The 20,601-nt window shown below is 69.4% G+C and carries 18 protein-coding genes; 11 read left to right on the top strand and 7 right to left on the bottom strand.

The genetic code is table 11. The annotated features are described in order from the left end of the window. The first annotated feature begins 151 nt into the window (after window positions 1–151). Window positions 152–1,105, top strand: a complete 954-nt coding sequence (locus AB0B64_RS32050; RefSeq protein WP_357943347.1) for a helix-turn-helix domain-containing protein — start codon at window positions 152–154, stop codon at window positions 1,103–1,105. On the opposite strand, the gene AB0B64_RS32045 is transcribed toward AB0B64_RS32050, so the two are convergent. Then, window positions 1,083–2,648 (bottom strand): class I adenylate-forming enzyme family protein, encoded by a 1,566-nt coding sequence (locus AB0B64_RS32045; protein WP_358181701.1) that lies wholly within the window; start codon window positions 2,646–2,648, stop codon window positions 1,083–1,085. The genes AB0B64_RS32050 and AB0B64_RS32045 overlap by 23 nt on opposite strands. 106 nt (window positions 2,649–2,754) lie before the next feature. Between AB0B64_RS32045 and AB0B64_RS32040 the strand changes: the two genes are divergently transcribed. Both AB0B64_RS32040 and AB0B64_RS32035 read left to right on the top strand, forming a co-directional pair. Continuing rightward, on the top strand, window positions 2,755–4,194 hold the full coding sequence (locus tag AB0B64_RS32040) for a carotenoid oxygenase family protein (protein ID WP_358181698.1): 1,440 nt from the start codon (window positions 2,755–2,757) through the stop codon (window positions 4,192–4,194). Continuing rightward, complete coding sequence (locus tag AB0B64_RS32035) at window positions 4,191–5,147, top strand: LLM class F420-dependent oxidoreductase (protein WP_358181695.1); 957 nt, start codon at window positions 4,191–4,193, stop codon at window positions 5,145–5,147. Before AB0B64_RS32040 ends, AB0B64_RS32035 begins: the two co-directional genes overlap by 4 nt. On the opposite strand, the gene AB0B64_RS32030 is transcribed toward AB0B64_RS32035, so the two are convergent. The 3 genes from AB0B64_RS32030 to AB0B64_RS32020 all read right to left on the bottom strand — a co-directional run bounded on the left by AB0B64_RS32030 (window position 5,141) and on the right by AB0B64_RS32020 (window position 7,230). Then, on the bottom strand, window positions 5,141–5,653 hold the full coding sequence (locus tag AB0B64_RS32030; protein ID WP_357943354.1) for a hypothetical protein: 513 nt from the start codon (window positions 5,651–5,653) through the stop codon (window positions 5,141–5,143). The two genes, AB0B64_RS32035 and AB0B64_RS32030, sit on opposite strands and share 7 nt — an antisense overlap. Window positions 5,654–5,676: 23 nt before the next feature. Further along, a complete protein-coding gene (locus tag AB0B64_RS32025) occupies window positions 5,677–6,363 on the bottom strand; it encodes an expansin EXLX1 family cellulose-binding protein (RefSeq protein WP_358181693.1) in 687 nt (228 codons plus the stop codon). 90 nt (window positions 6,364–6,453) lie between these two features. Further along, window positions 6,454–7,230 carry an SDR family oxidoreductase gene (locus AB0B64_RS32020; RefSeq protein WP_358181690.1) on the bottom strand — a complete coding sequence of 259 codons (777 nt, stop codon included), beginning with the start codon at window positions 7,228–7,230 and terminating at the stop codon, window positions 6,454–6,456. A 136-nt stretch (window positions 7,231–7,366) separates the two neighbouring features. Between AB0B64_RS32020 and AB0B64_RS32015 the strand changes: the two genes are divergently transcribed. The 3 genes from AB0B64_RS32015 to AB0B64_RS32005 are packed head-to-tail and all read left to right on the top strand — an operon-like array spanning window position 7,367 to window position 10,959. Beyond that, window positions 7,367–9,397, top strand: a complete 2,031-nt coding sequence (locus AB0B64_RS32015; RefSeq protein WP_358181687.1) for a GxGYxYP domain-containing protein — start codon at window positions 7,367–7,369, stop codon at window positions 9,395–9,397. A 35-nt stretch (window positions 9,398–9,432) separates the two neighbouring features. Further along, window positions 9,433–10,341, top strand: coding sequence for an alpha/beta fold hydrolase (locus AB0B64_RS32010; protein ID WP_358181684.1), 909 nt, complete (start codon window positions 9,433–9,435; stop codon window positions 10,339–10,341). A gap of 9 nt (window positions 10,342–10,350) precedes the next feature. Beyond that, the gene (locus tag AB0B64_RS32005) at window positions 10,351–10,959 is read left to right on the top strand and encodes a TetR/AcrR family transcriptional regulator (protein ID WP_358181682.1); all 609 of its coding nucleotides are present in this window, start codon (window positions 10,351–10,353) and stop codon (window positions 10,957–10,959) included. A 1-nt stretch (window position 10,960) separates the two neighbouring features. On the opposite strand, the gene AB0B64_RS32000 is transcribed toward AB0B64_RS32005, so the two are convergent. After that, complete coding sequence (locus AB0B64_RS32000; protein WP_358181679.1) at window positions 10,961–11,503, bottom strand: hypothetical protein; 543 nt, start codon at window positions 11,501–11,503, stop codon at window positions 10,961–10,963. Between the two features lie 198 nt (window positions 11,504–11,701). Here AB0B64_RS32000 and AB0B64_RS31995 point away from each other — a divergent pair, with 198 nt between their 5' ends. Further along, entirely contained in the window at window positions 11,702–13,180 is a 1,479-nt protein-coding gene (locus tag AB0B64_RS31995; RefSeq protein ID WP_358181676.1) for a hypothetical protein, read from the top strand. 41 nt (window positions 13,181–13,221) lie between these two features. Here the strand turns inward: AB0B64_RS31995 and AB0B64_RS31990 are convergent, their stop codons facing one another. Continuing rightward, complete coding sequence (locus AB0B64_RS31990; protein WP_357943370.1) at window positions 13,222–14,688, bottom strand: MDR family MFS transporter; 1,467 nt, start codon at window positions 14,686–14,688, stop codon at window positions 13,222–13,224. A gap of 229 nt (window positions 14,689–14,917) precedes the next feature. Next, window positions 14,918–15,562, bottom strand: a complete 645-nt coding sequence (locus AB0B64_RS31985) for a helix-turn-helix domain-containing protein (RefSeq protein WP_358181673.1) — start codon at window positions 15,560–15,562, stop codon at window positions 14,918–14,920. 77 nt (window positions 15,563–15,639) lie between these two features. On the opposite strand from AB0B64_RS31985, the gene AB0B64_RS31980 reads away from it, so the two are divergent. The 4 genes from AB0B64_RS31980 (at window position 15,640) to AB0B64_RS31965 (ending at window position 20,584) form a co-directional block, all read left to right on the top strand. Then, the gene (locus AB0B64_RS31980) at window positions 15,640–16,086 is read left to right on the top strand and encodes a VOC family protein (RefSeq protein WP_357943374.1); all 447 of its coding nucleotides are present in this window, start codon (window positions 15,640–15,642) and stop codon (window positions 16,084–16,086) included. Then, window positions 16,083–17,093: an aldo/keto reductase gene (locus tag AB0B64_RS31975; protein ID WP_358181670.1), complete on the top strand. Its 1,011-nt coding sequence runs from the start codon at window positions 16,083–16,085 to the stop codon at window positions 17,091–17,093. The genes AB0B64_RS31980 and AB0B64_RS31975 overlap by 4 nt, the downstream gene beginning before the upstream one ends. 123 nt (window positions 17,094–17,216) lie before the next feature. After that, a complete protein-coding gene (locus AB0B64_RS31970; RefSeq protein ID WP_358181667.1) occupies window positions 17,217–18,992 on the top strand; it encodes a serine/threonine-protein kinase in 1,776 nt (591 codons plus the stop codon). Beyond that, a complete protein-coding gene (locus tag AB0B64_RS31965; protein WP_358181664.1) occupies window positions 18,989–20,584 on the top strand; it encodes a serine/threonine-protein kinase in 1,596 nt (531 codons plus the stop codon). The genes AB0B64_RS31970 and AB0B64_RS31965 overlap by 4 nt, the downstream gene beginning before the upstream one ends. The last annotated feature ends 17 nt before the right edge of the window (window positions 20,585–20,601 follow it).

Here is a 20,601-nt window from a genome sequence, read left to right as displayed (position 1 = left end):
TGCATTGCGGTTGAGCGTCTCGGCGCAGGCCCTGGACCGTCCGGCGGGGGCGCCGGTCAGGGAGTGCCGCGCCGAGACGCTCGGATGGCTTTTTTCAGAGAGAGCGGCCGTCACCGAAGTGACAGGCCGGCGCGGAACGGGGGCAGAGCGGGTGACGGAAGCGGAGCGGCCCAGCGCGATCGGGCAGGCGCTGCTGGCGATCAGCGATCAGTGGAACTTGCTGATCCTTCAGCGGGCCTTCCTCCTGCGCATCCGGCGCTTCGCCGACTGGCGGGACGAACTGGGGATGTCCGAGTCGGTGCTGGCGAGCCGGCTGAAGGAACTGGTCGCGGGGGAGTTGCTGCGTCCGGCCCCTTACCGGGAGCAAGGTCGTACCCGCACCGAATACCGGCTGACCGAGCGCGCGATCGAGCTGTGGCCGATGCTGGTGGAGATCTGGTCATGGGAGCGCAGGTGGGTGCCGGACCGCCAAGGGCTGTCGGAGCTGACGCACGACGTCTGCGGCAACCGTACCGACGTGGAGCTGGGCTGCGCGGGCTGCGGCCAGGCGCCGGTCGCCGCCCATGACGCCGAGATCGTGCGGGGCGTGGCCACCTTCGCCCAGGTGGCGGTGCCGCGCCATCACCGCAGGACCCTGCGCGGCAAGGCCGCCGCTGACCCGCTGTCGTACTTCCCCGAGACCTTCGACCTGCTGGGCGATCGCTGGAGCACGGTGATACTCGCGGCCGCCTTCCTCGGCACCCGGCGCTTCGCCGACTTCCGGGCGGAGCTCGACGTGGCCCCGTCGGTGCTGTCCAACCGGCTGCGTCGGTTCAGGGAGCTGGGCGTGCTCGTGGTGGAAGAGCCCGGGTATCAGCTGACCGACAAGGGCCTGGACTTCTTCGGCATCTTCGCCTACGTCGTCGACTGGGCGCAGCGGTGGTACACCGGCCCGCCGGACACCGACCTGCGCGTCACCCATCGCGCGTGCGGTCAGCCGTACCGCCCGTGCCCGCGGTGCCGCTCGTGCGGTGAGGAGCTCAGCCGTACCGAGGTGCACTTCGCCGTCCCTGAGGGACGGTTTCCGTCGCCCCGGACGCGGATCACAGTTTCAGCTCCCGCTTGAGGATCTTGCCGACGGGGTTGCGCGGCAGCGCCTCGACGATCTCCAGCCGCTCGGGGAGCTTGTAGGAAGCGATGCCCTGGTCCCTGAGGAAACCGACGACCGACTCGAGGTCGATCTCGCCCTTGGGCACCACGACCGCGCAGACCTTCTCGCCGAGCACGTCGTCGGGGTAGCCGGCGACCGCCGCCTCGGCGACCGAAGGGTGTCCGGCGAGCAGGGCTTCCAACTCGGCGGGGGCGATGTTCATGCCTCCCCGGATGATGATGTCCTTCGCGCGGTCGACATAGCGCAGGTACTGCCCCCGGTCGCCGGCGATCTCGAAGAGGTCTCCCGTCTTGAGGTAGCCGTCCTCGTCGAACGGGTCCACCGAGGCCGTGCCCCGCAGGTAGCCCGCGAAGACCGTGGGACCGCTCAGGTACAGCTCGCCGTGGACTCCCGGCTCGGTGATCTCCTTCCCGTCCGGCGCGACCAGCCTGGTACGCACGCGATCGAGCAGCTCAGGCGCCCCCGGCGCGCCCGGCCGCGGGAAGAAACGGGCGCGGACCTCCGGGTCGGGCATGTGGGCGGGGTCCGACAGCAGGGCGATGCCCTCGTTCGAGCCGAAGAAGTTGATGATCGCGATGCCGTGCTCGTCCTGCCACCCGCGCACCATCGGCGGCGGCAAGGGGGCGGCGCCCGAGCCGATCCGGGTGAGCGAGGAGATGTCGGCCCTGGCCAGGATCGCTTTCTCGCGCAGCAGAAGGGTGAGCAGCGCGGGCGGAGCCAGGGTGTAGGTGACCCGCTCGGCCGCGATCTGGGCCAGGTAAGTGGGCAGATCGAAGGGGTGGTGCTGGACGAGCAGCGCGCCGACCCGCAGCCATGGCAGGAAGACGCCGCCGATGCCGGCCATGTTCACCATCGGGAATGGGTTGAGGATCACGTCCTGGCCGGTGAGCGCGGGCGCGGCCGTACAGATCGCCTCGACCGCGAGCCAGTCGTAGTGGCACCTCGGCACGCCCTTGGGAGTGGCCTCGGTGCCGGAGGTCCAGCAGATCGTCACCCGCTCGGCGGGGTCGGCCGCCCGCCGCGGCACCTCGTCGCCGGTCACGCCTTCCAGGTCGTCCGGCCACGACAGTGTCGGGGTGCCCGCTGGCGCTCTGGACTCCCGGCCGGTGACCAGTAGCCCGGCGCCGGACAGGGGCAGCAGCTGGGCCAGCTCGTACGCGCGGTACTGCACCGGGAACGGCGTGACGGTCGCGCCGAGCCGGACCGTCGCGAGGAAGCTCACCGCCAGCTCGACGCTGTTGGGCAGCTGAACGGCCACCACGTCGCCGGGACCGACCCCGTGTGCGCGCAGTACCCCGGCCACCCGGTCGACCTCCGCGCCGAGCTGTCCCCAGGTCAGCCGTTTCACCGGACCCTCAAGCATTTTGTTCAGCGGGTCCACGATCGCCGTGTCGTCGGGCCGGGCCGCCACCTGCGTCCTGAGGAGCTGGTCGATCGTGTCACCGGTCCACCAGCCCTTGGCGGTGTAGCGGGCGATCTGTTCGGCGGAATGCGTCATCACGACTCCCGTCCGTGGGGTGGTGGCCGCAACACTAGAAAGCGGAAATGAGGCCGTCAACGCCCGGATATTGACGCCTGAATTCGCTTTTCATAGCTTCCAGGGCATGGCCGACATTGTCGTGATGACGGATGAATCGGGCGAGCCAAACCCGTACCTGCTGGGCGTCTACGCCCCGGTCCAGGATGAGATCACCGCGGACGAGCTCACGGTGATCGGGCGGATTCCCGCGGACCTCAACGGCGTCTACCTCCGCAACGGTCCCAACGCCCGCTTTCCGGTGACGGGCCGATACCACTGGTTCGACGGCGACGGCATGGTGCACGCCGTGCACTTCGAGAACGGCCGGGCCCGCTACCGCAACCGCTGGGTGCGTACCAGGGCCTTCGAGGCGGAGTCGGCCGCCGGCCGCTCGCTCTGGACCGGCGTGATGGAGAACCCGAAGGGCAACCCGTTCGGCAACGCGCGCGGCCTGCCCTTCAAGGACACGGCCAACACCGATGTGATCTTCCATCGGGGCAGGGTGCTGGCCTCGTGGTATCTGTGCGGCGCGCCGTACAGTCTGGACCCGCTCTCGCTGGAGACCCTCGGCGTCGACACCTTCCTCGACACGCTCAACGGTGACTTCATGGCGCATCCCAAGGTGGACGAGCGCACCGGAGAGCTGTTCTGGTTCGACTACGGGCCGCGCCCGCCGTACCTGCGCTATGGCGTGGTCGGGCCCGGCGGCGGCGTCGAGCACAGCGTGGAACTGGACCTGCCGGGGGCGCGGCTGCCGCACGACATGGCGATCACGCGGAACCACGCGATCCTCATGGACCTGCCGCTCTACCAGGACCTCGACGCCGCCCGGCAGGGCCGCTACAAGCTGACCTTCGACGGGGAGCTGCCCGCCCGCTTCGGCGTGCTCCCGCGACGCGGTCAGGCGGACGAGATCCGCTGGTTCGAGGCGAAGCCGTGCTACATCTACCACGTCGTCAACGCCTGGGAGGAGGGCGACGAGATCGTCCTGGACGTCTGCCGGGTCTCACGCCCGGCGCCGTCCAGCACCGGCTCGCCGCTGGCGCGGATGATCTCCTATCTGAAGCTCGACGCGCGGATGTACCGCTACCGCTTCGACCTGCGGACCGGCCGCACCTCGGAGGAGTACGTGGACGCCGACCACAACACCGAGTTCCCCTCGATCGACACGCGCTCCACCGGCCACCCCACGCGGTACGCCTACAACGTCACCGTGGCCGACGCCGAGACCAACCTCTTCGACGGCCTGGTCCGCTACGACAACGTCACCGGCGCCAAGGAGACCTACTCCTACGGCCCCGGCCGGTACGGCAGCGAGGCGCCCTTCGCCCCCCGCGACGGCTCGACCGGCGAGGACGACGGTTACCTGGTCAGCTTCGTCACCGACGAGCGGGAGGGCCGCTCCGAGGTGCAGATCCTGCACGCCGCCCGGATCTCCGAGGGCCCGATCGCCCGCGTGCTGCTGCCGCAGCGGGTCCCGCTCGGCTTCCACGCCACCTGGGTACGGGCAGAGCAGCTGGCGTGAATCCTTCGCTGACGGTCTCCCTCGGGCTGTGGCAGGATCGGCCCGCGCAAGAGGCTCTGCTGACGGCCCGCGCCGCCGACGAGCTCGGCTATCCGTCGCTCTGGATCGGCGAGATGGCCACCTATGACGCCTTCGCCCTGGCCACCGCCGTCGGGTTGGCCACCTCGCGGGTCGGTCTCACCATCGGCCCGCTGGCGGTGTCCGTACGCGATCCGATGATGATCGCCATGGGGGCGGCCTCGGTCGCCGCGCTGACCGGACGGCAGGTGGACGTCGCCGTGGGCACCTCCAGCCCGCTCGTCGTGGAGGGCTGGCACGGGCGTTCGCGCGCCCGATCCGCGACCGCGCTGCGGGAAGCCGTCGAGGCCCTCCGGCCGCTGCTGGCCGGCGAGCGCTCCGACTTCACCGGAACGAGCGTGTCGAGCAACGGCTATCGCCTCCGGCTGCCCGCCCCGCGCTCGCGACTGTCGGTCGCGGCCTTCGGGCCGTCGGCCGTCCGGACCGCCGCCCTGGCCGACCGCATGGTGCTCAACCTGATCACGCCTGCCTCGGCCGGACGGCTGGTCGCCCAGTTGCGCGCCGTCAATCCGGCCACGTCCGTGGCCGCCTGGGTCACCGCCGCCGTGGACCCCGACCGCGAGGCCATCGATCGCATCCGGCGGGCGGTGGTCGGGTACTTACCCGCTCCCGGGTACGGCGAGATGTTCGCCGAGGCGGGCTTCGCCGACGTCGTCGCCTTCGCACGCACCCGGCCGCATCCCCGGGAGCTGTTCGCCGCTGTGCCTGACGAGCTGGTCGCCTCGGTTTCGCTGCTCGGCGACGTGGACGCGGTCGCTGCGCGGTTGTCGGCCTATGCGGCGGCCGGGGTGGAGGAGGTCGCCTTGGTGCCGGTGAGCACGGACCGCGACCCCGGCGGCGCGGCCACGCTCAAGGCTCTGGCGTCTACCTATTGAGCGTCAGGGCAAGGAGGCCGGCCGTCCGGCCGTGCCGTCGAGAGGCTCAAGCCCCATGCGGTGTACAGCCTGGACGGCACCGGGGCTATGCAGCCCGCCTTTTCGAAGTCGCCCCTATAACGCCAGGCATCGCCGCCATGTTTGCTCCAGAAGTGGATCCTGTCGGCCATGGCGATCGCATAGTAATCGTCCTCGGCTTCGCTCTGCCCGTATACGGCACCGAAATATACGCTCCCACTCAGCGCGGCCCGCGCACCCGCGTTTTGCGTGACGTCGACGAGGCTCTGGCGGGTCTCCCCGTCGAGCGACAGCGACCATGCTGTCCCGGGAGCTACCCGTTCCCCGTCTTCCTCGTCCTCTTCGGTGACCTGCTGGGAGGCGGCGGGTGCCGATGGGACGGTCCTGCCAGCCGGCGCTGACAGGACGAGCACTACAGCGGAAATCGCGACCGCGACCGCGACGATCACCATTCCCGCGACTGCCATGGCCGAGGTCCGCATGATCATTCACTGTATGCGAGAAAGAATTGTCAGTACATCTTGGTGGTGCTGCGCTGAATGGCGGCGGGGGAAAGTCGGACGCCATTGGCCGTGACCCGGTGGCCGCGGGTGTCGGTGACCCGCACGGAGAAGGGGCCCTGGCCCGCGCCGGACTCGGCGATCCAGTAGTTGAAGTTGGCGCGGGCGAGCTTGCGCCAGGTGCCGCCGGTGGACTTCACCTCGACCGAGGTGAGCGGGTTGCCGTGGTCGATGACCAGCAGCGCCAGCCACCACTGCGACGATCCCTCCTTGACGCGGAAGGAGAGCGGCTGGCCGACTTTCGGGTTGGCGACCGGGCGGTAGGTGACGCCCACCAGGCCCTTGGCGGGGTCCGCGACGCGGGCGAAGGCCGTACGGCTCAGGTCGATGTGTCCCGCCTGGCACTCCGGACACTGGTCGACGACCTTGACCCGGACTGTCCCCTTCGGTCCGGTGACGTCCACGTAGCCGCCGCAGGCAGCGGCGGCGGCGTACTCACCGGGGGAGAGCGCGACATAGAGGTCGCCGGCGGGACGTGACGGATACGAGCAGTTGCCGCCTCCCGATTGGAGCTCATATAAGGTCGCCTGCCCCTTGGTCGCCTGCGCTGGTTGTGCGAGGGCGAGGGCGGGGGCGGGGGCGGAAAGGAGCGAGGTCGCGGCGAGCGCGGCGGTGAGAACGGCGGGTAAGCGTCGCATCCGTGGTGTTCCTCTCGTAAGGGACGGATGTGACAGTAGCGAAAAGAGTGGATCTCAGTACGATAAAGCGCCATATATCGTCGGAGGCTGTCACGTGAACAGCTGGCCGCCGTTGACGTCGATGGTCGCGCCCGTGATGGCCTTGGCGTGGTCGGAGGCCAGGTAGATGACGGCGCGGGCCACGTCCTCCTCCGTGGCGATGCGACGCAGCGCCATCGCCGAGACGTCGCGCGCGAGGATCTCCTCGAACGCGACGCCTTCCGCCGCCGCCCGGGTGCGCATCCAGTCATCAAGCAGCTCGCTGGCGATCCAGCCGGGCGCGACGCAGTTCACTCGTACGCCATGCGGCCCGAGCTCGTCGGCCAGGCAGTGTGACAGCAGGTGCGCGGCGGCCTTGCCCGCGGCGTAGTCGCTGCGCCCCGCGTAGCCCGTACGGGACGACATAGAGGTGATGTTGACGATCGAGCCGGAGCCCTGGGCCACCATGTGCGGCGCGATGAACCGGCAGGCCAGCAGCGTGCCGTAACCGCCCGTCTCGACGGCCCCGCGCCAGGTCTCCAGGTCGTCGACGGACATGTCGAGTACGTTCCTGCGGTGCGAGCCGGGGAAGGCGGCGTTGACCAGCACGTCCACCCGGCCGAACCGCTCGATCGCCGTGTCGGCCAGCCGCCGTACGTCGTCGATCCGGGTCACGTCGGCGGGTACGGCCAGCACGCCCGGCACCTCGTCGGCCGTCTTCGCCACGGTCGCGGCGGTACGGGCGGCCACGACGACCCTGGCGCCCTCCTCGCTCAACAGCCCCGCCAGCGTCCGCCCCAGCCCGGGACCCGCCCCCGTGACGACCGCGACCTTGCCCTCCAGCAGCACGCGTTGACTCTACCAAGCGTTTGCTCGTCACTCGCCGCATTTACACCATGGACAACATTTCGTCAGCCGGTTAAGTTCGCTGCGAGATGACAACGATGTCAGTCCCGGTCCCTCCAGTTAGGAGCAGCGATCGCTGATGGTGTCACGACGTACTTTCCTGTGGGCGAATGGCGTGGTCCTCGCGGCCGGCGGCCTCGGAATCACACTCCCCAGCCCGGCCGCCGCCTCAACTCGAGTCCCCCTTCTGCCGAACTTCGGCCGTCCCACCCGGCTCGATTTCGCCGACGTCAGCACGCTTCACGGAAACGACCAGTTGCTGCTGACCACCCTCCAGGGAATCGTCAACCGGCGGCAGCCGCGTCTCTACTTCAACTACGACAGTGCCAATTACGACCTGCGCTGGCTGTCCAGCACCGGCGCCGCGGTAACGCGCCATGACCGGCCGCTCGACCTCGTCGCCCGCTACAAGAACGAGGTGCGCGGAGCGATCGTGCACGACCCCGCCGTGCCCGATTCCGTGAATGTCGCCACCACGCTGGCCGGGCTGGAGAACGCCGTCGCCGCCACCGCCGAGCAGGCGAGCCAGTACGGCCTCAGAATCATCACCGACCTGCGTGGGCGTTTCAAAGCCGACGACATTCTGGGGACGTACCGATGGCAGCTCGACCACCTTTTTCCCCGCTGCACGCACGCGCTGCTCACCGGACTCCCGCCGACCAGGACGGTACGCGTGGACGGCGTTCAGTGGCGCGAGATCGCCCGCGAGAGCGAGCGCATTCGTGACTCCTCCAACAGGGCGGTCCGCACCTTCGACCTGAGCCAGGAGCTTTCCGGCCAGGACGGCGTGTATCTGCGTTTCCAGGATTCCCTCGGCGACGACGGCTGGGGCGCCTCGGTCGGCTCGGTGAAGGTGAAGGCCGACGGCAAGGAGATCGTGTCCTTCATCCCGGGTACGGAGGCCGAGGCCCCGTACCTGTTCGACGGCCTCAATTCTTCCATCGGCGGGGACGCCAACCGTTTCTCCGACGGCGGCGGCTACTTCATCTACCGATTCACCGCACCGGCCGGGACCCAGCAGCTCCTGGTCGAGGTAGACCTGTGGAACCAATTCCTGGTCACGGCCGCCACCACCGCGCCCACCCGGGTGGAGCCCTTCCCGTATTTCCGGGACTACGCGGCGGCGATGCGCGCGATGGTGTTCTGGCTGCCGCCCTCAGGGGAAACGGGCAAGTTACTCGACGAGATTCTCAGCAAGGTGAAGCCCACCACCCCTTATGCGGGCTGGTTCTCCAATGACGTGGCGGGTGAATGGGGTGGCGTGGACCGCGCCTCACAGCACGCGGTCGAAGTGGTGCCCGCCGACTACTACATGAACGCCACCGTGCACGCGGGCGTCGCCGCGAAGGTCTCCAATAGCGTACGACCGAGACCGGCGGCCACGTTACGCAACCGCGTCTACCTCACCCTCACTTTCGGCGAGGGCGACAACATCCAGTACTGCCAGCGCAGAATGCGCGAACTCTGGGACGACCCGAAACGCGGCGCCGTGCCGGTGAACTGGACCGTCAGCCCCCTGCTGGCCGACATCGGCCCCGCGCTCCTGGCGTACTACCAGCGCACGGCCACCGCCAACGACCTGCTGATCTCGGGCCCCTCCGGCGCCGGCTACACCTACCCGGGATCCTGGCCGGCCAAGGACCTGGACGCCTACACCGAACTCAGCGGCCGCTTCCTGCGCGACACCGGCATGGACCTGGTCTACGCCTACAACTATCGCAACCCGGAGAACACCGGCTGGGTGGCGTTCGACGAGCGCATCGCCGGCTCGTACCGAAAGAACACCCCGGTGCGCGGCATCATCCAATCCTGGGAAAGCGGCGACCTGCGGACCCGCCTGGCCGGCATCCCGCTGATCGGCAATTACTCCCCTCAGGGAAAGGCCCGGGAATATCGCGACACGCTGCAGAAGCACATCGAGGGCTGGGACGGGAAATCACCGCTGTTCATCGCGGGCGCGATCAACGCCTGGAACTGGACACCGGCCGACGTCGCCGAGCTCGGCACCCTGCTCACCGACCCCTTTGAGATCGTCCGCGGCGACACCTTCTTCAAACTGCTGAACGACGACTTCGAACGACGCGGCGCCGCCTCGTTGGGGACCGTTTAGGATACGACTGTATCCATTCGGAAGATGAGGTCACCATGCGCATGCCTGACCGGCCATCCGCCTTTGCCAGCGACTCTGCCCGCGACAAGTACTACGCCGCTTACGACCGGGTGCTCGGCGAGCTGTGGCCGGTGCCGGTGGACGCCATCGATGTGGAGACCCGCGCCGGCAGCGTGCGGATCCTCCGGGCCGGGCCCGCCACGGGAAACCCCATCGTCCTCGTGGCCGGCTCCGGCGGGAACGCACTGGCCTGGTACCGCTACATGGAACCGCTGGCACGCATGCGTCCGGTCCTCGCCGTCGACCCGCTCGGCGAGCCCGGCCGCTCGGTCCAGAGGCAGCCGCTCGCGACCGGTGCCGAGGTCGGTGGCTGGCTCACCGACGTCCTGGTCGCGACCGGTGCTGAGCGCGCACATGTGGTGGGTGCCTCTTACGGCGGCTGGACCGCGGTGGAACAGCAGCTCGGCGGGGGCGGCCGGGTCGCGGCGCTGACCCTGGTGGACCCGGCTGGCTTCGCGCCGATGACCGGGCGGTTTCTCCGGTGGCTCATCGTCGGCGGTATGGCCGCCCTGTTTCCTCGTGCGCTGCGACGCCGTGTCGCTGACGCAGTGGGCAACGGCACGTTACGCGAGGACGTGCTGATGAAGCTGGTGGCGGCCGGCCGGTCCTTCCGCCGGCGCCTGCCCATCCCGCCCGTCTACACCGACGAGCAGGTGCGCGAGCTGTCCGTGCCCATACAGGTGCTGCTGGGCGCCCGCAGCGCGATGCACGACGCGCAGGCGGTGGCCGCGCGGCTGGCCGAGATCGCGCCGTCGTGGCGGGTGGAGATCGTGCCCGGCACCGGACACGCGCTGCCCGTCGAAGCCCCGGACCTGGTCGTCGAGCGGATTCTTGCCTTTCCCGGCCAGGCACGGCTCGGCATCGCAACGTCGAAGCACAGCTAGGAAATCGGCATGCCCAAACAGGTGGACCATGATGCGCGGCGGCGCCAGTTGACCGAGGCGCTGCTGCGCATCGCCGGCACCCGCGGCCTGCGGGCCGTGTCGATGCGTGAGATCGCCACCGAGGCCGGGGTCTCGCTGCGCGTCGTCCAGTACTACTTCAAGAACAAGCAGGCCCTGCTCGACTCCGGCCTCGCCGAGCTGGGCGCCCGCATGGATCGCCGGGTCAAGCAGCGGGCTGCCGCTGCGGCGGCGGGGCTGTCCACGCGAGACGTTTTCGCCGCCGTCCTCGGCGTGATCATTCCCTCCGACGAGCAGAGCCGCCTGGACTCGCTGGCTTGGACCGCCTACTACACCGCCGCCCTCACCGACCCGGCGCTCGCCGCGGCCGGGCTTACCCTGCCCAATGCACTGGAGAACTTTCTCACCGTACGGATGACCGCCGCGCAGCAGGCAGGGGAGATCGACCCCGATCGTGACCCGCGTATCGAAGTCGCCGGCCTGCTGGCTCTCGTCAACGGCCTGACCTCCAGCGTCCTCAGCGGGCAGCGCAGCCGCGAGGCCGCCATCAAGATCATCGACTACCACTTGGACCGCCTGTTCGGGCCGGCAGCGGCTTGACCTAGCGGATCCCCCTTTTACGCATACGCTGGGTGCCGCAGTTTCCGAAGCTCGTCGAACCGCCGAAGGCCTGGACGCTGGAAGCCGAAGAATTCTCGTTGGCGCGTAGGTTGGTGACAAGCCCATTGAAGGCGACACAGATGTCCTTGGCCTGCGCTTTCACCGGACCCGCGTAGTACTTGTAGGCTCCCTGGTCCTCGAACTTGTCGGCGTCGTTTCGGCCGGCGACCTTGACGAAGAGGGTCGCCCTGGTCAGGGTGGGCTGCCCCACGAAACTCGACTTGATGGTGACGACGCAGTTCTCCCCGGTACGCGCGTTGTAGAGCAGGTAGACATAGCCCCGGACGATGCGCCTCTCGTCGGTCACCGTCCGGGTGCCGCCTGCCACCTTCCCGAAGCCGCTGCCGCACACCTGCTCGGGGGTGTACCCGCTCCCCGCGGTGGAGGCGGAGGCCGGTAACGCGCTGAGGGCGGTCGCGAGCAGGGCTGCTGCGGCGAATCGTGCCGTGAGCCTGCTCATCCGCTCGTTGTCGCTGAAGCTCATGCTCAGAACCTCCTTGGGTACGGTTGGCCGGAATCTTTGGTAAAAGGCCCGGTACTTCGGAGGCTGACGGGCGCGGCGGTTGTCCGGAACCGGTTCGGCATGAAATCGCTGGTTAAGTCCGGACAATGAGTTGTCCGCGGACAACCGTTCTGTTCAACTGATCATCAGAGAGAGGGGAGCGGGAGGGAGGCGACCGCGATGAGCAGCCGGGTAGGCAGGCCCCAGGGCAGGCCGAGAGGGAGCACGGAGCAGGCGAACGCGCTGGCGGAGTTCCTGCTGACGCTGACCAGCGGGATGACCGTCCGCGAGCTCGCCGGGCGCTACCACGTGGGCAAGACGCTCTGGGGCGAGTACCGCTCCGGCCAGAAGATCATCCCGCTGGAACTGCTGCGCCGGCTGGTACGGGACCGCACGCCGGACGAACGCACCCGCCAGGTACGCATGGAGACGGCCGCGCGGCTGCACCAGGCGGCCCTGGAGGGACCACTCCAGACGCCCGCCCCAGCGGCCTCGCCGTCGATCACCGGACCCTCGGCAGCGCTAGAGCCCGCAAAGGCCCCGGAGCCCATAAAGGCCCCAGAGCGCCCACCGAGTCTGGAGCCTGCGCCGACAGCGGGACCGGTACTGGCCGCGAGAGCGGCATCGGCTGGGAGAGCGGCATCGGCCGGGAGCCAGCGCCCACGCCCCCTGACGCGCAACATGCTCAACAGCGGTGGAGCCGGAATCGTGATCCTCGCGGTGCTCATGCTGCTGCTCGGATTAGGCCCGGCCAGCAGCATGGACACCGCCGCGAGCGCGCCGGGCGCCCCCGAGGTCGGTGATGCCCCGACGGCCGCGCCGCTCACGGGCACCAGCGTGTTCGCCATCGGACCAGGCGGCCGTGGCATCTTCCAATGGGACGCGACCCGGTGGACCAGGATCGGCGCCGCCGCGAGGCAGCTCTGGTCCGGACCTGCGGGCCTGTTCGCGACCGGGATGGACAACCTGCTCTACGCGTACGGAGGGCGTCCCGGTTACTGGTTCCCCATCGGCGAACCGGGCGGCGACCTCGCGGTCAGCGGCACACATGTCTACCGGCTGGCCGCGGACCGTCAGGCCGTACACATCTGGGACGGACACGGCACGTCATGGACTCAGATAGGCGGCCCGGCGGCGCGGTTGTACGGCGGTGAGCCGGGCCTGTTCGCGACCGACCCGAACGACGGCCGGATCTTCACCTACCTGGGCCGCCCCGGCCAGTGGGATTTCGTCGGGACGGCGGGCGCCTCGTTCGCCCTCACCGACCGGCACCTGTACGGCCTCACCCCGGAACGGACCACGGTCAACCGCTGGCTCGCGGGAGCGCGACCACCCTGGGTCTACGCGGCCGGCCCGGCCGACGACCTGTACGGAGGCGCCGCCGGCCTCTTCTCCACCGACCCGTCGCGCGAGCGGCTGCGCGTGCTCACGGAGCCGGGGACCGACGCCAAGAACCAGAACTGGCAGGACATCGGCCCAGCGGGCGCGGAGGTGCGGGTCGGCCGACGAGAGGTATACGTCCTGACTCAAGACCGCTCGCAGATCCTCCGCTGGTCCCGCGACACCGGCACCTGGCGCCGCATCGGCGGACCCGCCCGAACTCTGACGGTGTGGGCAGCACAGGATGACCCGGGCGCGGGGAGAGCGGGCAACCCGTAACGGTGTGTGGGATGCGCTGCTGTCAGAGCTCGCCACCGCCGTCACGCCGCGTGCATCGGCCGGTCCCCGTGCTCGCCGGCGCCGTCCGCGCGGGCCGGGAGGAGCAGAGCGGTGACGATCACGGCCACGGACAGCAACGCGCCGATGATGAAGGCCAGCCGCATGCCGTTGAGAGTGGCGAGCACCTGCGTGACTCCCTCGGATCTCAGGGTTTCGGCTCGCGCGCTCATCACGGTGACCACGAGCGCCGTGCCGATGGCCGCGGAGACCTGCTGCAACGTGCTCAGGATCGAGCTGGCGTGGGAGTAGAGCGGCGGCGGAACCGCGCCGAGCCCGATGGTGAACACCGGGGTGAAGGTCGCGGCCAGACCCACCATCAGCAGCGCGTGCAGACCGAGGAGCTGCCAGAACGGCATGGTCATCGTGATCTGGGTGAAGCCGGCGAGCGCGAGCGTGATGCCGATCGCGCCGGGGACGACCAGAACCCGGCCGCCGTACTTGTCGAACAGGCGGCCGACGATCGGACCGAGCAGCCCCATCGCGAGGCCGCCCGGCATCACGAGGAGTCCGGTCTGCAGGGGGGTGAGCAAGCGGATGTTCTGCAGGTACAGCGGCAGCAGGATCATCGAGCCGAGCATCGCCATGAAGGCCACCGACATCATGATCAGCGCGACCGTGTAGGTGCGGTGGCGCAGGGTCCGCAGGTCCAGCAGCGGCGTGCCGCGCTTCTGCAACGACAACTGCCGCACCACGAAGACGGCGATGGCGAGCAGACCGGCCGCCACGATCGCGGCGGCGACGCCGACATCACCACCTTCGAACCGACTGAGCCCAAAGACCAAGCCGCCGAAGCCGGCCGCCGCAGTCACGACGCTCAACCAGTCGATGGTGCTGAACTCGGTCTCTCCGACGTTCTTGAGCTGCTTCAGGCCACCCCAGGTGATCAAGGCGGCGATGGGCAGTACCACGGCGAACAGCAGCCGCCACGACCCGAATTGCAGGATCACCCCCGAGACCGCCGGACCCATCGCGGGCGCGACCGAGATGGCCAGGGTGACGTTCCCCATGACCCGGCCCCGCTCCTCCTCGGGCACCACCTGCATCAGCGTGGTCATCAGCAGCGGCATCATCACCGCCGTCCCCGACGCCTGAATGATGCGGGCGCCGAGCAGCACCTCGAACGACGGCGCGATGGCGGCCAACGCCGTGCCGGCCAGGAACAGCCCCATAGCGGTGGTGTACGCACTGCGAGTGGACACCCGCTGCAGGAACCATCCGGTGATCGGGATCACCGCGGCCATGGTCAGCATGAAGGCGGTCGAGAGCCATTGCGCGGTCTGCTCGGTGATGTGCAGCGCTTCGATCAACCGAGGGATCGCATTGATCATGATCGTCTCGTTGAGGATCACCACGAACGTGGCGAGCACCAGCAGCCGGATCACGGCCGGGGTGCGACCCGAAACGGCGGTCGCGGTTTTGGCGGGTGAGTCGAGCTCTGGGCTGAACACGGCACCTCTATCTGGGTTGTCGGACATGATGTGGTCATCGGGCTCACACGATGTTGTGGTCACGCAAAGACTGACCGGCACCACCGACAAAACTCATCGCCCCCGCCCCAGCATTCCGGTGAGTGATGCGAAATGTCACCCGGTTTTCACTGGCGGCCGATGACGATCTCCAGCTCGTGGTCAGGGTGACGTCAAGCCGCTCAGCCGCTGACGTCGGGTCCCTGGGCGCTCACCGCTCCGGGGCCGACCGGCCGTAGAGCATCGCGGTCCAGGCATTGGTGAGGACGTCGATGAGAACCTCCTCGTTGTCGAAGGGCGGCACCCCGGCCGCGGCGAGGTAGTAGAGACGTTCTCCCAGCCAGGTCAGTGAGGCGGCCACGGCTCGTACATCGACGTCGCCGAGCTGTCGGAGCGCCTCCGGGTCGGATCGGATGCGGACTGCGGCGGCCTCGGTGAACAGGTCCATCTGTTCAAGCCACAGGGCCCGCAGGCCCTCGTCGGAGCCCCAGCTCTCCACGATCGCCATGAGGACGCCCGCGTTGGCGCGCCACAGCCGGGCGCCGTCGCTCACCCCGGCCCGGAGCGCGGCCGCCGGGTCCTGCTGCCCGTCGATCCAGGGCTGCGCCGCCTGCTGCCCCTGCGTCACGGCTGCGCGCACCAGCTCGCCGAGTACGGCCTGCTTGCTCGGGAAGTAGAAGTAGAAGCTGGCCCGGGAGACCTCGGCGGCGGCCAGGATGTCGGCCACGCTCAGGGCGTCGAAGCGCCGCTCGTCCAGCAGCTCGCGCGTCGCCGACATGATGCGCTCCCGAAGCTCCGCGGCGGCCGGCGCGGCTCCAGATCGGCGGGCGGAGTGTGCGGTGCGCTTGGCGGACATGCGACCCAGCATATGACCGCCTTGTACGGACGATGCGTCTGGACGTTATGTCCATACATTGTGTATGGTCACGGTTTATGGCACACATAGCAATCCACCTGGTCGTCACCGACCCCGACCATGCCGCAGCCTGGTACGCCGAGGCTCTGGGCGCGCGCGAGACCAACCGCATCACTCTTCCCGGCGGCCGCACGCTGACCGTCGACCTCCTGATCGGCGACACTGTCCTCGCGGTAGCCGCGGAGATGCCGGCGCTGGGAATGCGTTCCCCGGCCGCCCTCGGTGGCACCTCCGCCGCCTTTCACCTTCCTGTCTCGGATGTCGACGCGGCCTGGGCACGAGCGCTGAAGGCGGGAGCCACGGTCTTCGAGCCGGTGCACGACGCCTTCTGGGGTGAGCGCACCGGCCAGGTGCTCGACCCGTTCGGGCATCGCTGGGCACTGGACCAGCACATCCGGGACGTGCCGCACGACGAGATCGCCTCCCGTGCCGCGGAGCTGTTCAGCGGATCGGCGACGGCGTGAGGTACCGCACGCTGGGCGCGAGCGGTCTGCGGGTCTCCGAGCTGATCCTGGGCGCCATGACCTTCGGCGAGCAGGGAGGCGTCGGCGCGCCTTTGCCGGAGTGCCGGCGAATGCTCGACCTGTACGCCGAAGCCGGCGGCAACATGATCGACACCGCCGTCAACTACCGCGACGGGGCGAGCGAGCAGATACTCGGCGAGCTGCTGGAGGGCCGGCGCGAGTCGTTCGTACTCGGCACGAAGTACACCGTCTCACGCGACCGCACCGACCCCAACGCGGCCGGGAACCATCGCAAGAACCTGCGGGCGTCGCTGGAGACCAGCCTGCGCCGGCTGCGCACGGACTACGTGGACGTCTACTGGGTGCACATGTGGGACCGCGCCACGCCGATCGAGGAGACCATGCGTGCGCTGGACGACGCGGTCCGGGCGGGCAAAGTGCTGTACGTGGGGATCTCCGACGCCCCCGCCTGGATCGTGTCCCGGGCGAACACGCTGGCGCACTGGCACGGCTGGAGTCCGTTCATCGGTCTCCAGGTGCCGTACAGCCTGCTCCAGCGTGACATCGAACGCGAGCTGCTGCCCATGGCCGAGTCGCTCGGGCTGGGCGTCACCGCGTGGAGCCCGCTGGGCGGCGGCGTGCTGTCCGGCAAGTACACCCGCGCCGGTGGACCCGCGACCGGTGGCCGGCTCAGCGCCGAATCGCTCTCGGCTCGTGACCACGCCGTCGCCCGAGTGGTACAGGACGTCGCCCACGACCTCGGTGCCACGCCCTCGCAGGTGGCCATCGCCTGGACGGCGAGCCGCTCCCATGCCGTCCACCCCATCGTCGGGGCGCGCAGCACCGACCAACTCCGCGACAACCTCGCCGCCGCCGACCTCACCCTGCCGCCCGAAAGCATCGACAGTCTGGAACAGGCCACCAGCTTCGCGCTGGGATTCCCGGGAGACTTCATCAACCAGACGTCTTCGTGGGTCTTCGGCTCGGCGCTCGTCGGCCCGCGCTGACAAGCGCGCTCGCGGTTCTGGAGCCTGCGGGCGCCATGAGCCGCCAGGGGGTGAGCTGGGCCTTTGTCCGCATGACGGCGCCACTCTGGCCGGTAGGTTGAACGACCATTACCCTGTGCGGTGATGAGCGTTGAAGGGCTGCTCGCAGGCGACCCGAAGCACGTCGGACGTTACGCGTTGACGGGGCGGCTCGGGGCCGGCGGCCAAGGCATCGTCTATCTGGCCAACGCGCCGGACGGCGCCCAGGTGGCGTTGAAGGTGATCAACGCCGAGGTGGGTTCCGATGCCCGCCGCCTGTTCGAGCGCGAGTTCGCCATTCTGCGGCGCGTCTCCAGCTTCTGTACGGCGCAGGTCCTCGACGCCGATGTGACGGCCGACCCGCCGTACATCGTCAGCGAGTACGTCGCCGGTCAATCCCTCCACGCCTTCGTCGCCGAACTCGGGCCCCTCACGGGAGCCGAGCTCGACCGGCTCGCGGTGGCCACGGCCACGGCCCTCATCGCGATTCACCGGGCGGGCATCGTCCATCGCGACTTCAAACCGCAGAACGTCCTCCTGGGGCGCGACGGCCCACGCGTCATCGACTTCGGCATCGCCCGCGTACTCCAAGACGGCGCCGCCCTCGCCAGCGCCCAAGTGGGCACTCCCCGCTACATGGCCCCCGAGCAGATCCGGGGTGAGGAGTTCGGCCCGGCCGCCGACATCTTCGCCTGGGGCGCCACCATGGTGTACGCCGCCACCGGCCGCTCCCCGTTCGAGGCCGGCTCGCTGCCCGCCGTCCTGTATCGCGTGCTCAACGAGCCGCCCGACCTCGGCTCCCTGCCAGGTCATCTCCGCCCCCTGGTCGGGCGCTGCCTCTCCAAGGATCCCGCCGACCGTCCCACGGCAGCCGAGCTCCCACTGTCCATCATGGATCTCGGCGTCGGCCCCCCAACCGCGCCGCGTCCTGCCGTACGAAAACCAACAAGATGGGCGCGGCGCACGATATTAGTGTCGAGCGCGATCGCCACGGCCCTCATCCTGGCGGGCGGCGCGCTCTGGTGGGCGAGAACAAACGAGACAACGACGACGGTCACGGAGCCCGCGACGACCAACGAACCTCCGGGATACTCCCAAGCCGCGGCAGGGGCGGCACGGACGGCCTTCGAGGCCTGGTACAGCCTCGACTACACCGACTACGACGCCGGCGAGCGGCGTACGCTGACACTGCTCTCCGGGACAGCGGCGCAGGACTACCAGCATCTGGTCGCCAATTCCAAGAACGCGGTGGTAGCCGCGAAGGCGAAGCAGACCGCGCGGGCGACCGCCGTGGGCATCGTGTGGGCGTCGCCGCAGCGGGTGTCGGTCATCGTCACCGGACTCAGCGCCATCACCCGCAACGGAACCCCGACGAAATCGGAGGACCCGCTGCTGTTCGCCGAGATGGTGCCCGCAGGCGCGGGCTGGAAGATGGACTACGCGCGAACCACACCGTCCGGCTCCCCGGCTCCGGCCGACGCCGCGTGGCCCACCGCGCAGGTACGGCAGATGGTCACCGACGCCGCCCACTGCCAGACCGAGGCGTTCATCAACGGGCCGCGCCTGGAAGAGCGTCCGGACTTCTTCGATCGCTGCACCACGGGACGGGCCGAACAGTGGTGGCGAGAGTTGGCCGCCGTCCCCGACGCTCAGGTTCCCACCTGGTGGACCTGGCAATACCGGGAGATCGGTACGGCCTTCGAACGGTTCGACGGGCCCGACGTCGCGACCTTGATCCACCTCGGCGACTCGGCCAAGGCCCCTGACCACGAGGTCGTGGCGTACCGGCTGTATCTGCGTCGGGTCGACGGGCGTTGGAAGCTGGAGGACGTCACTTCGCCGAAGGACAATCGATCCATGTTCGAGCGGCGTACCAAATGAGCCTGCCCCTCCGCCCAGGCGATCCGGAACGGATCGGCCGCTACCGGGTGCTCGGCCGACTCGGCGCGGGCGGCCAGGGCGTCGTCTTCCTCGCCACCGGGAACGACGGACGGCAGGTCGCCGTGAAAGCGCTCCCCCGGATCTCCGACGAGGCCGCCCGGCATCGCATGGCGGCCGAACTGGACCTGCTGCGCAGGGTCTCCGGGTTCTGTACGGCCCAGGTGCTCGACGCCGATCTGACCGCCGACCCGCCCCACATCGTCACCGAGTACGTCCCCGGCCCATCTCTGGCCGAACTCGTCCGGCGCGAGGGTCCCCTGCGCGACGGGGCGCTGGAACGGCTGGCCGTCGCCACCGCCACGGCGCTGACCGCGATCCATCGCGCGGGCGTCGCCCACCTCGACTTGTCCCCCCGCAACGTGATCATTGGCCCGGACGGCCCCCGCGTCGTCGACTTCGGCCTCGCCCACGCCGTCGGCGGCCCCACCACGAACGCCCTCATCACCGGCACGCCCGCCTTCATCGCACCCGAGCAACTGGCCGGACATCCACCGGCTCCCGGCGCCGACGTCTTCTCATGGGCCGCGACGCTCGCCTACGCCGCGACCGGCCGTCCTCCATTCGGTGACGACGCGGTGCCGACCGTCGTCTACCGCGTACTCCATCAGGAACCCGACCTGGGCCCGGACACCGAACTGGACGGCTTCCTACGCGCGATCCTCCAGACCTGCCTGGCCAAGGACCCAGCCCTCCGCCCGTCCGCCCAGGACCTCCTCTATCACCTGGTCGACCGCACCCCGCTGAAGCCTGCCGAGGTACCGGCACCGACGCCGTCGCGCGGCTGGTGGTGGGGATGGATCATCGCGGTGGCGGCGGTTGTCGTACTACTCGCGGGCGGACTCGGTGCGGCGATGTGGAAAGGGTCGTCCGGCGACCAGGGCAGACCGGCAAGCGCGGAGACTAGGAGCCTGGGTGTCCTCGCACCGCCACCGCTCTACGCCCTGGAGGCCGGGGCAACGGCCCGGACCGCCTACACGATCATCAACAGCTTCGACTACAAGACGCTCGACAAGGACCTCCGGGCAGTGGATGACGCGACCACCGGACGTGCGGGCGTGGAGTACACCGGCCACCTCCAGGACCAGGCGCGGCAGATCCGCGATGAGAAGATCGTGCAGCGCGCGGTGGCATCCGAGAGCGGAATCATCGCGGCACGGGCTGATCGGGTCGTCGTGCTGGTCTGGGGCCAGATCAACACGACCAAGGGTTCCACCTCCGACTACCATCTCGGCGGCGTGGTCATGGAGATGCGCAGCGTCGGAACGGTGTGGAAGCTGGACCACGTCTGGCCGCCGAGCCCGCAGCCGGATTCGGCCGAGATGACGACGGGGGAGTGGCCGTCCGGCCGGACGACGACGCTGCTGTCGGCCGCGTCGGGCAACGGTACGCGCGCCATCGCCCTGGAGGCACTCACCGCGACGGGCGCCCGGGTGTTCCGCCTCGGCACGGACGGGACTGTGAGCAGGCTCAACCTGGTCCCCGACGGCAGCTCTTTCCGGGTCGAGAGCAGCCGGGAGCTTGGCGCGTCCTGAGCCGGCATGTTACGCCG

The sequence above is a fragment of the Nonomuraea sp. NPDC049129 genome, from assembly GCF_040648495.1.
Taxonomy (GTDB): Bacteria; Actinomycetota; Actinomycetes; order Streptosporangiales; family Streptosporangiaceae; genus Nonomuraea.
The sequence above is the reverse complement of the archived record's forward strand: the minus strand, read 5'-3'. Positions and strand labels throughout refer to the sequence as shown.

Coding starts and splice junctions, on each gene's coding strand:
- AB0B64_RS31980 (WP_357943374.1), top strand. CDS start 15,640: ATGGCACACATAGCAATCCACCTGGTCGTCACCGACCCCGACCATGCC.
- AB0B64_RS32000 (WP_358181679.1), bottom strand. CDS start 11,503: ATGAGCTTCAGCGACAACGAGCGGATGAGCAGGCTCACGGCACGATTC.
- AB0B64_RS32045 (WP_358181701.1), bottom strand. CDS start 2,648: ATGACGCATTCCGCCGAACAGATCGCCCGCTACACCGCCAAGGGCTGG.
- AB0B64_RS31995 (WP_358181676.1), top strand. CDS start 11,702: ATGAGCAGCCGGGTAGGCAGGCCCCAGGGCAGGCCGAGAGGGAGCACG.
- AB0B64_RS31965 (WP_358181664.1), top strand. CDS start 18,989: ATGAGCCTGCCCCTCCGCCCAGGCGATCCGGAACGGATCGGCCGCTAC.
- AB0B64_RS32015 (WP_358181687.1), top strand. CDS start 7,367: ATGGTGTCACGACGTACTTTCCTGTGGGCGAATGGCGTGGTCCTCGCG.
- AB0B64_RS32025 (WP_358181693.1), bottom strand. CDS start 6,363: ATGCGACGCTTACCCGCCGTTCTCACCGCCGCGCTCGCCGCGACCTCG.
- AB0B64_RS32030 (WP_357943354.1), bottom strand. CDS start 5,653: ATGATCATGCGGACCTCGGCCATGGCAGTCGCGGGAATGGTGATCGTC.
- AB0B64_RS32040 (WP_358181698.1), top strand. CDS start 2,755: ATGGCCGACATTGTCGTGATGACGGATGAATCGGGCGAGCCAAACCCG.
- AB0B64_RS32010 (WP_358181684.1), top strand. CDS start 9,433: ATGCGCATGCCTGACCGGCCATCCGCCTTTGCCAGCGACTCTGCCCGC.
- AB0B64_RS32005 (WP_358181682.1), top strand. CDS start 10,351: ATGCCCAAACAGGTGGACCATGATGCGCGGCGGCGCCAGTTGACCGAG.
- AB0B64_RS31985 (WP_358181673.1), bottom strand. CDS start 15,562: ATGTCCGCCAAGCGCACCGCACACTCCGCCCGCCGATCTGGAGCCGCG.
- AB0B64_RS31970 (WP_358181667.1), top strand. CDS start 17,217: ATGAGCGTTGAAGGGCTGCTCGCAGGCGACCCGAAGCACGTCGGACGT.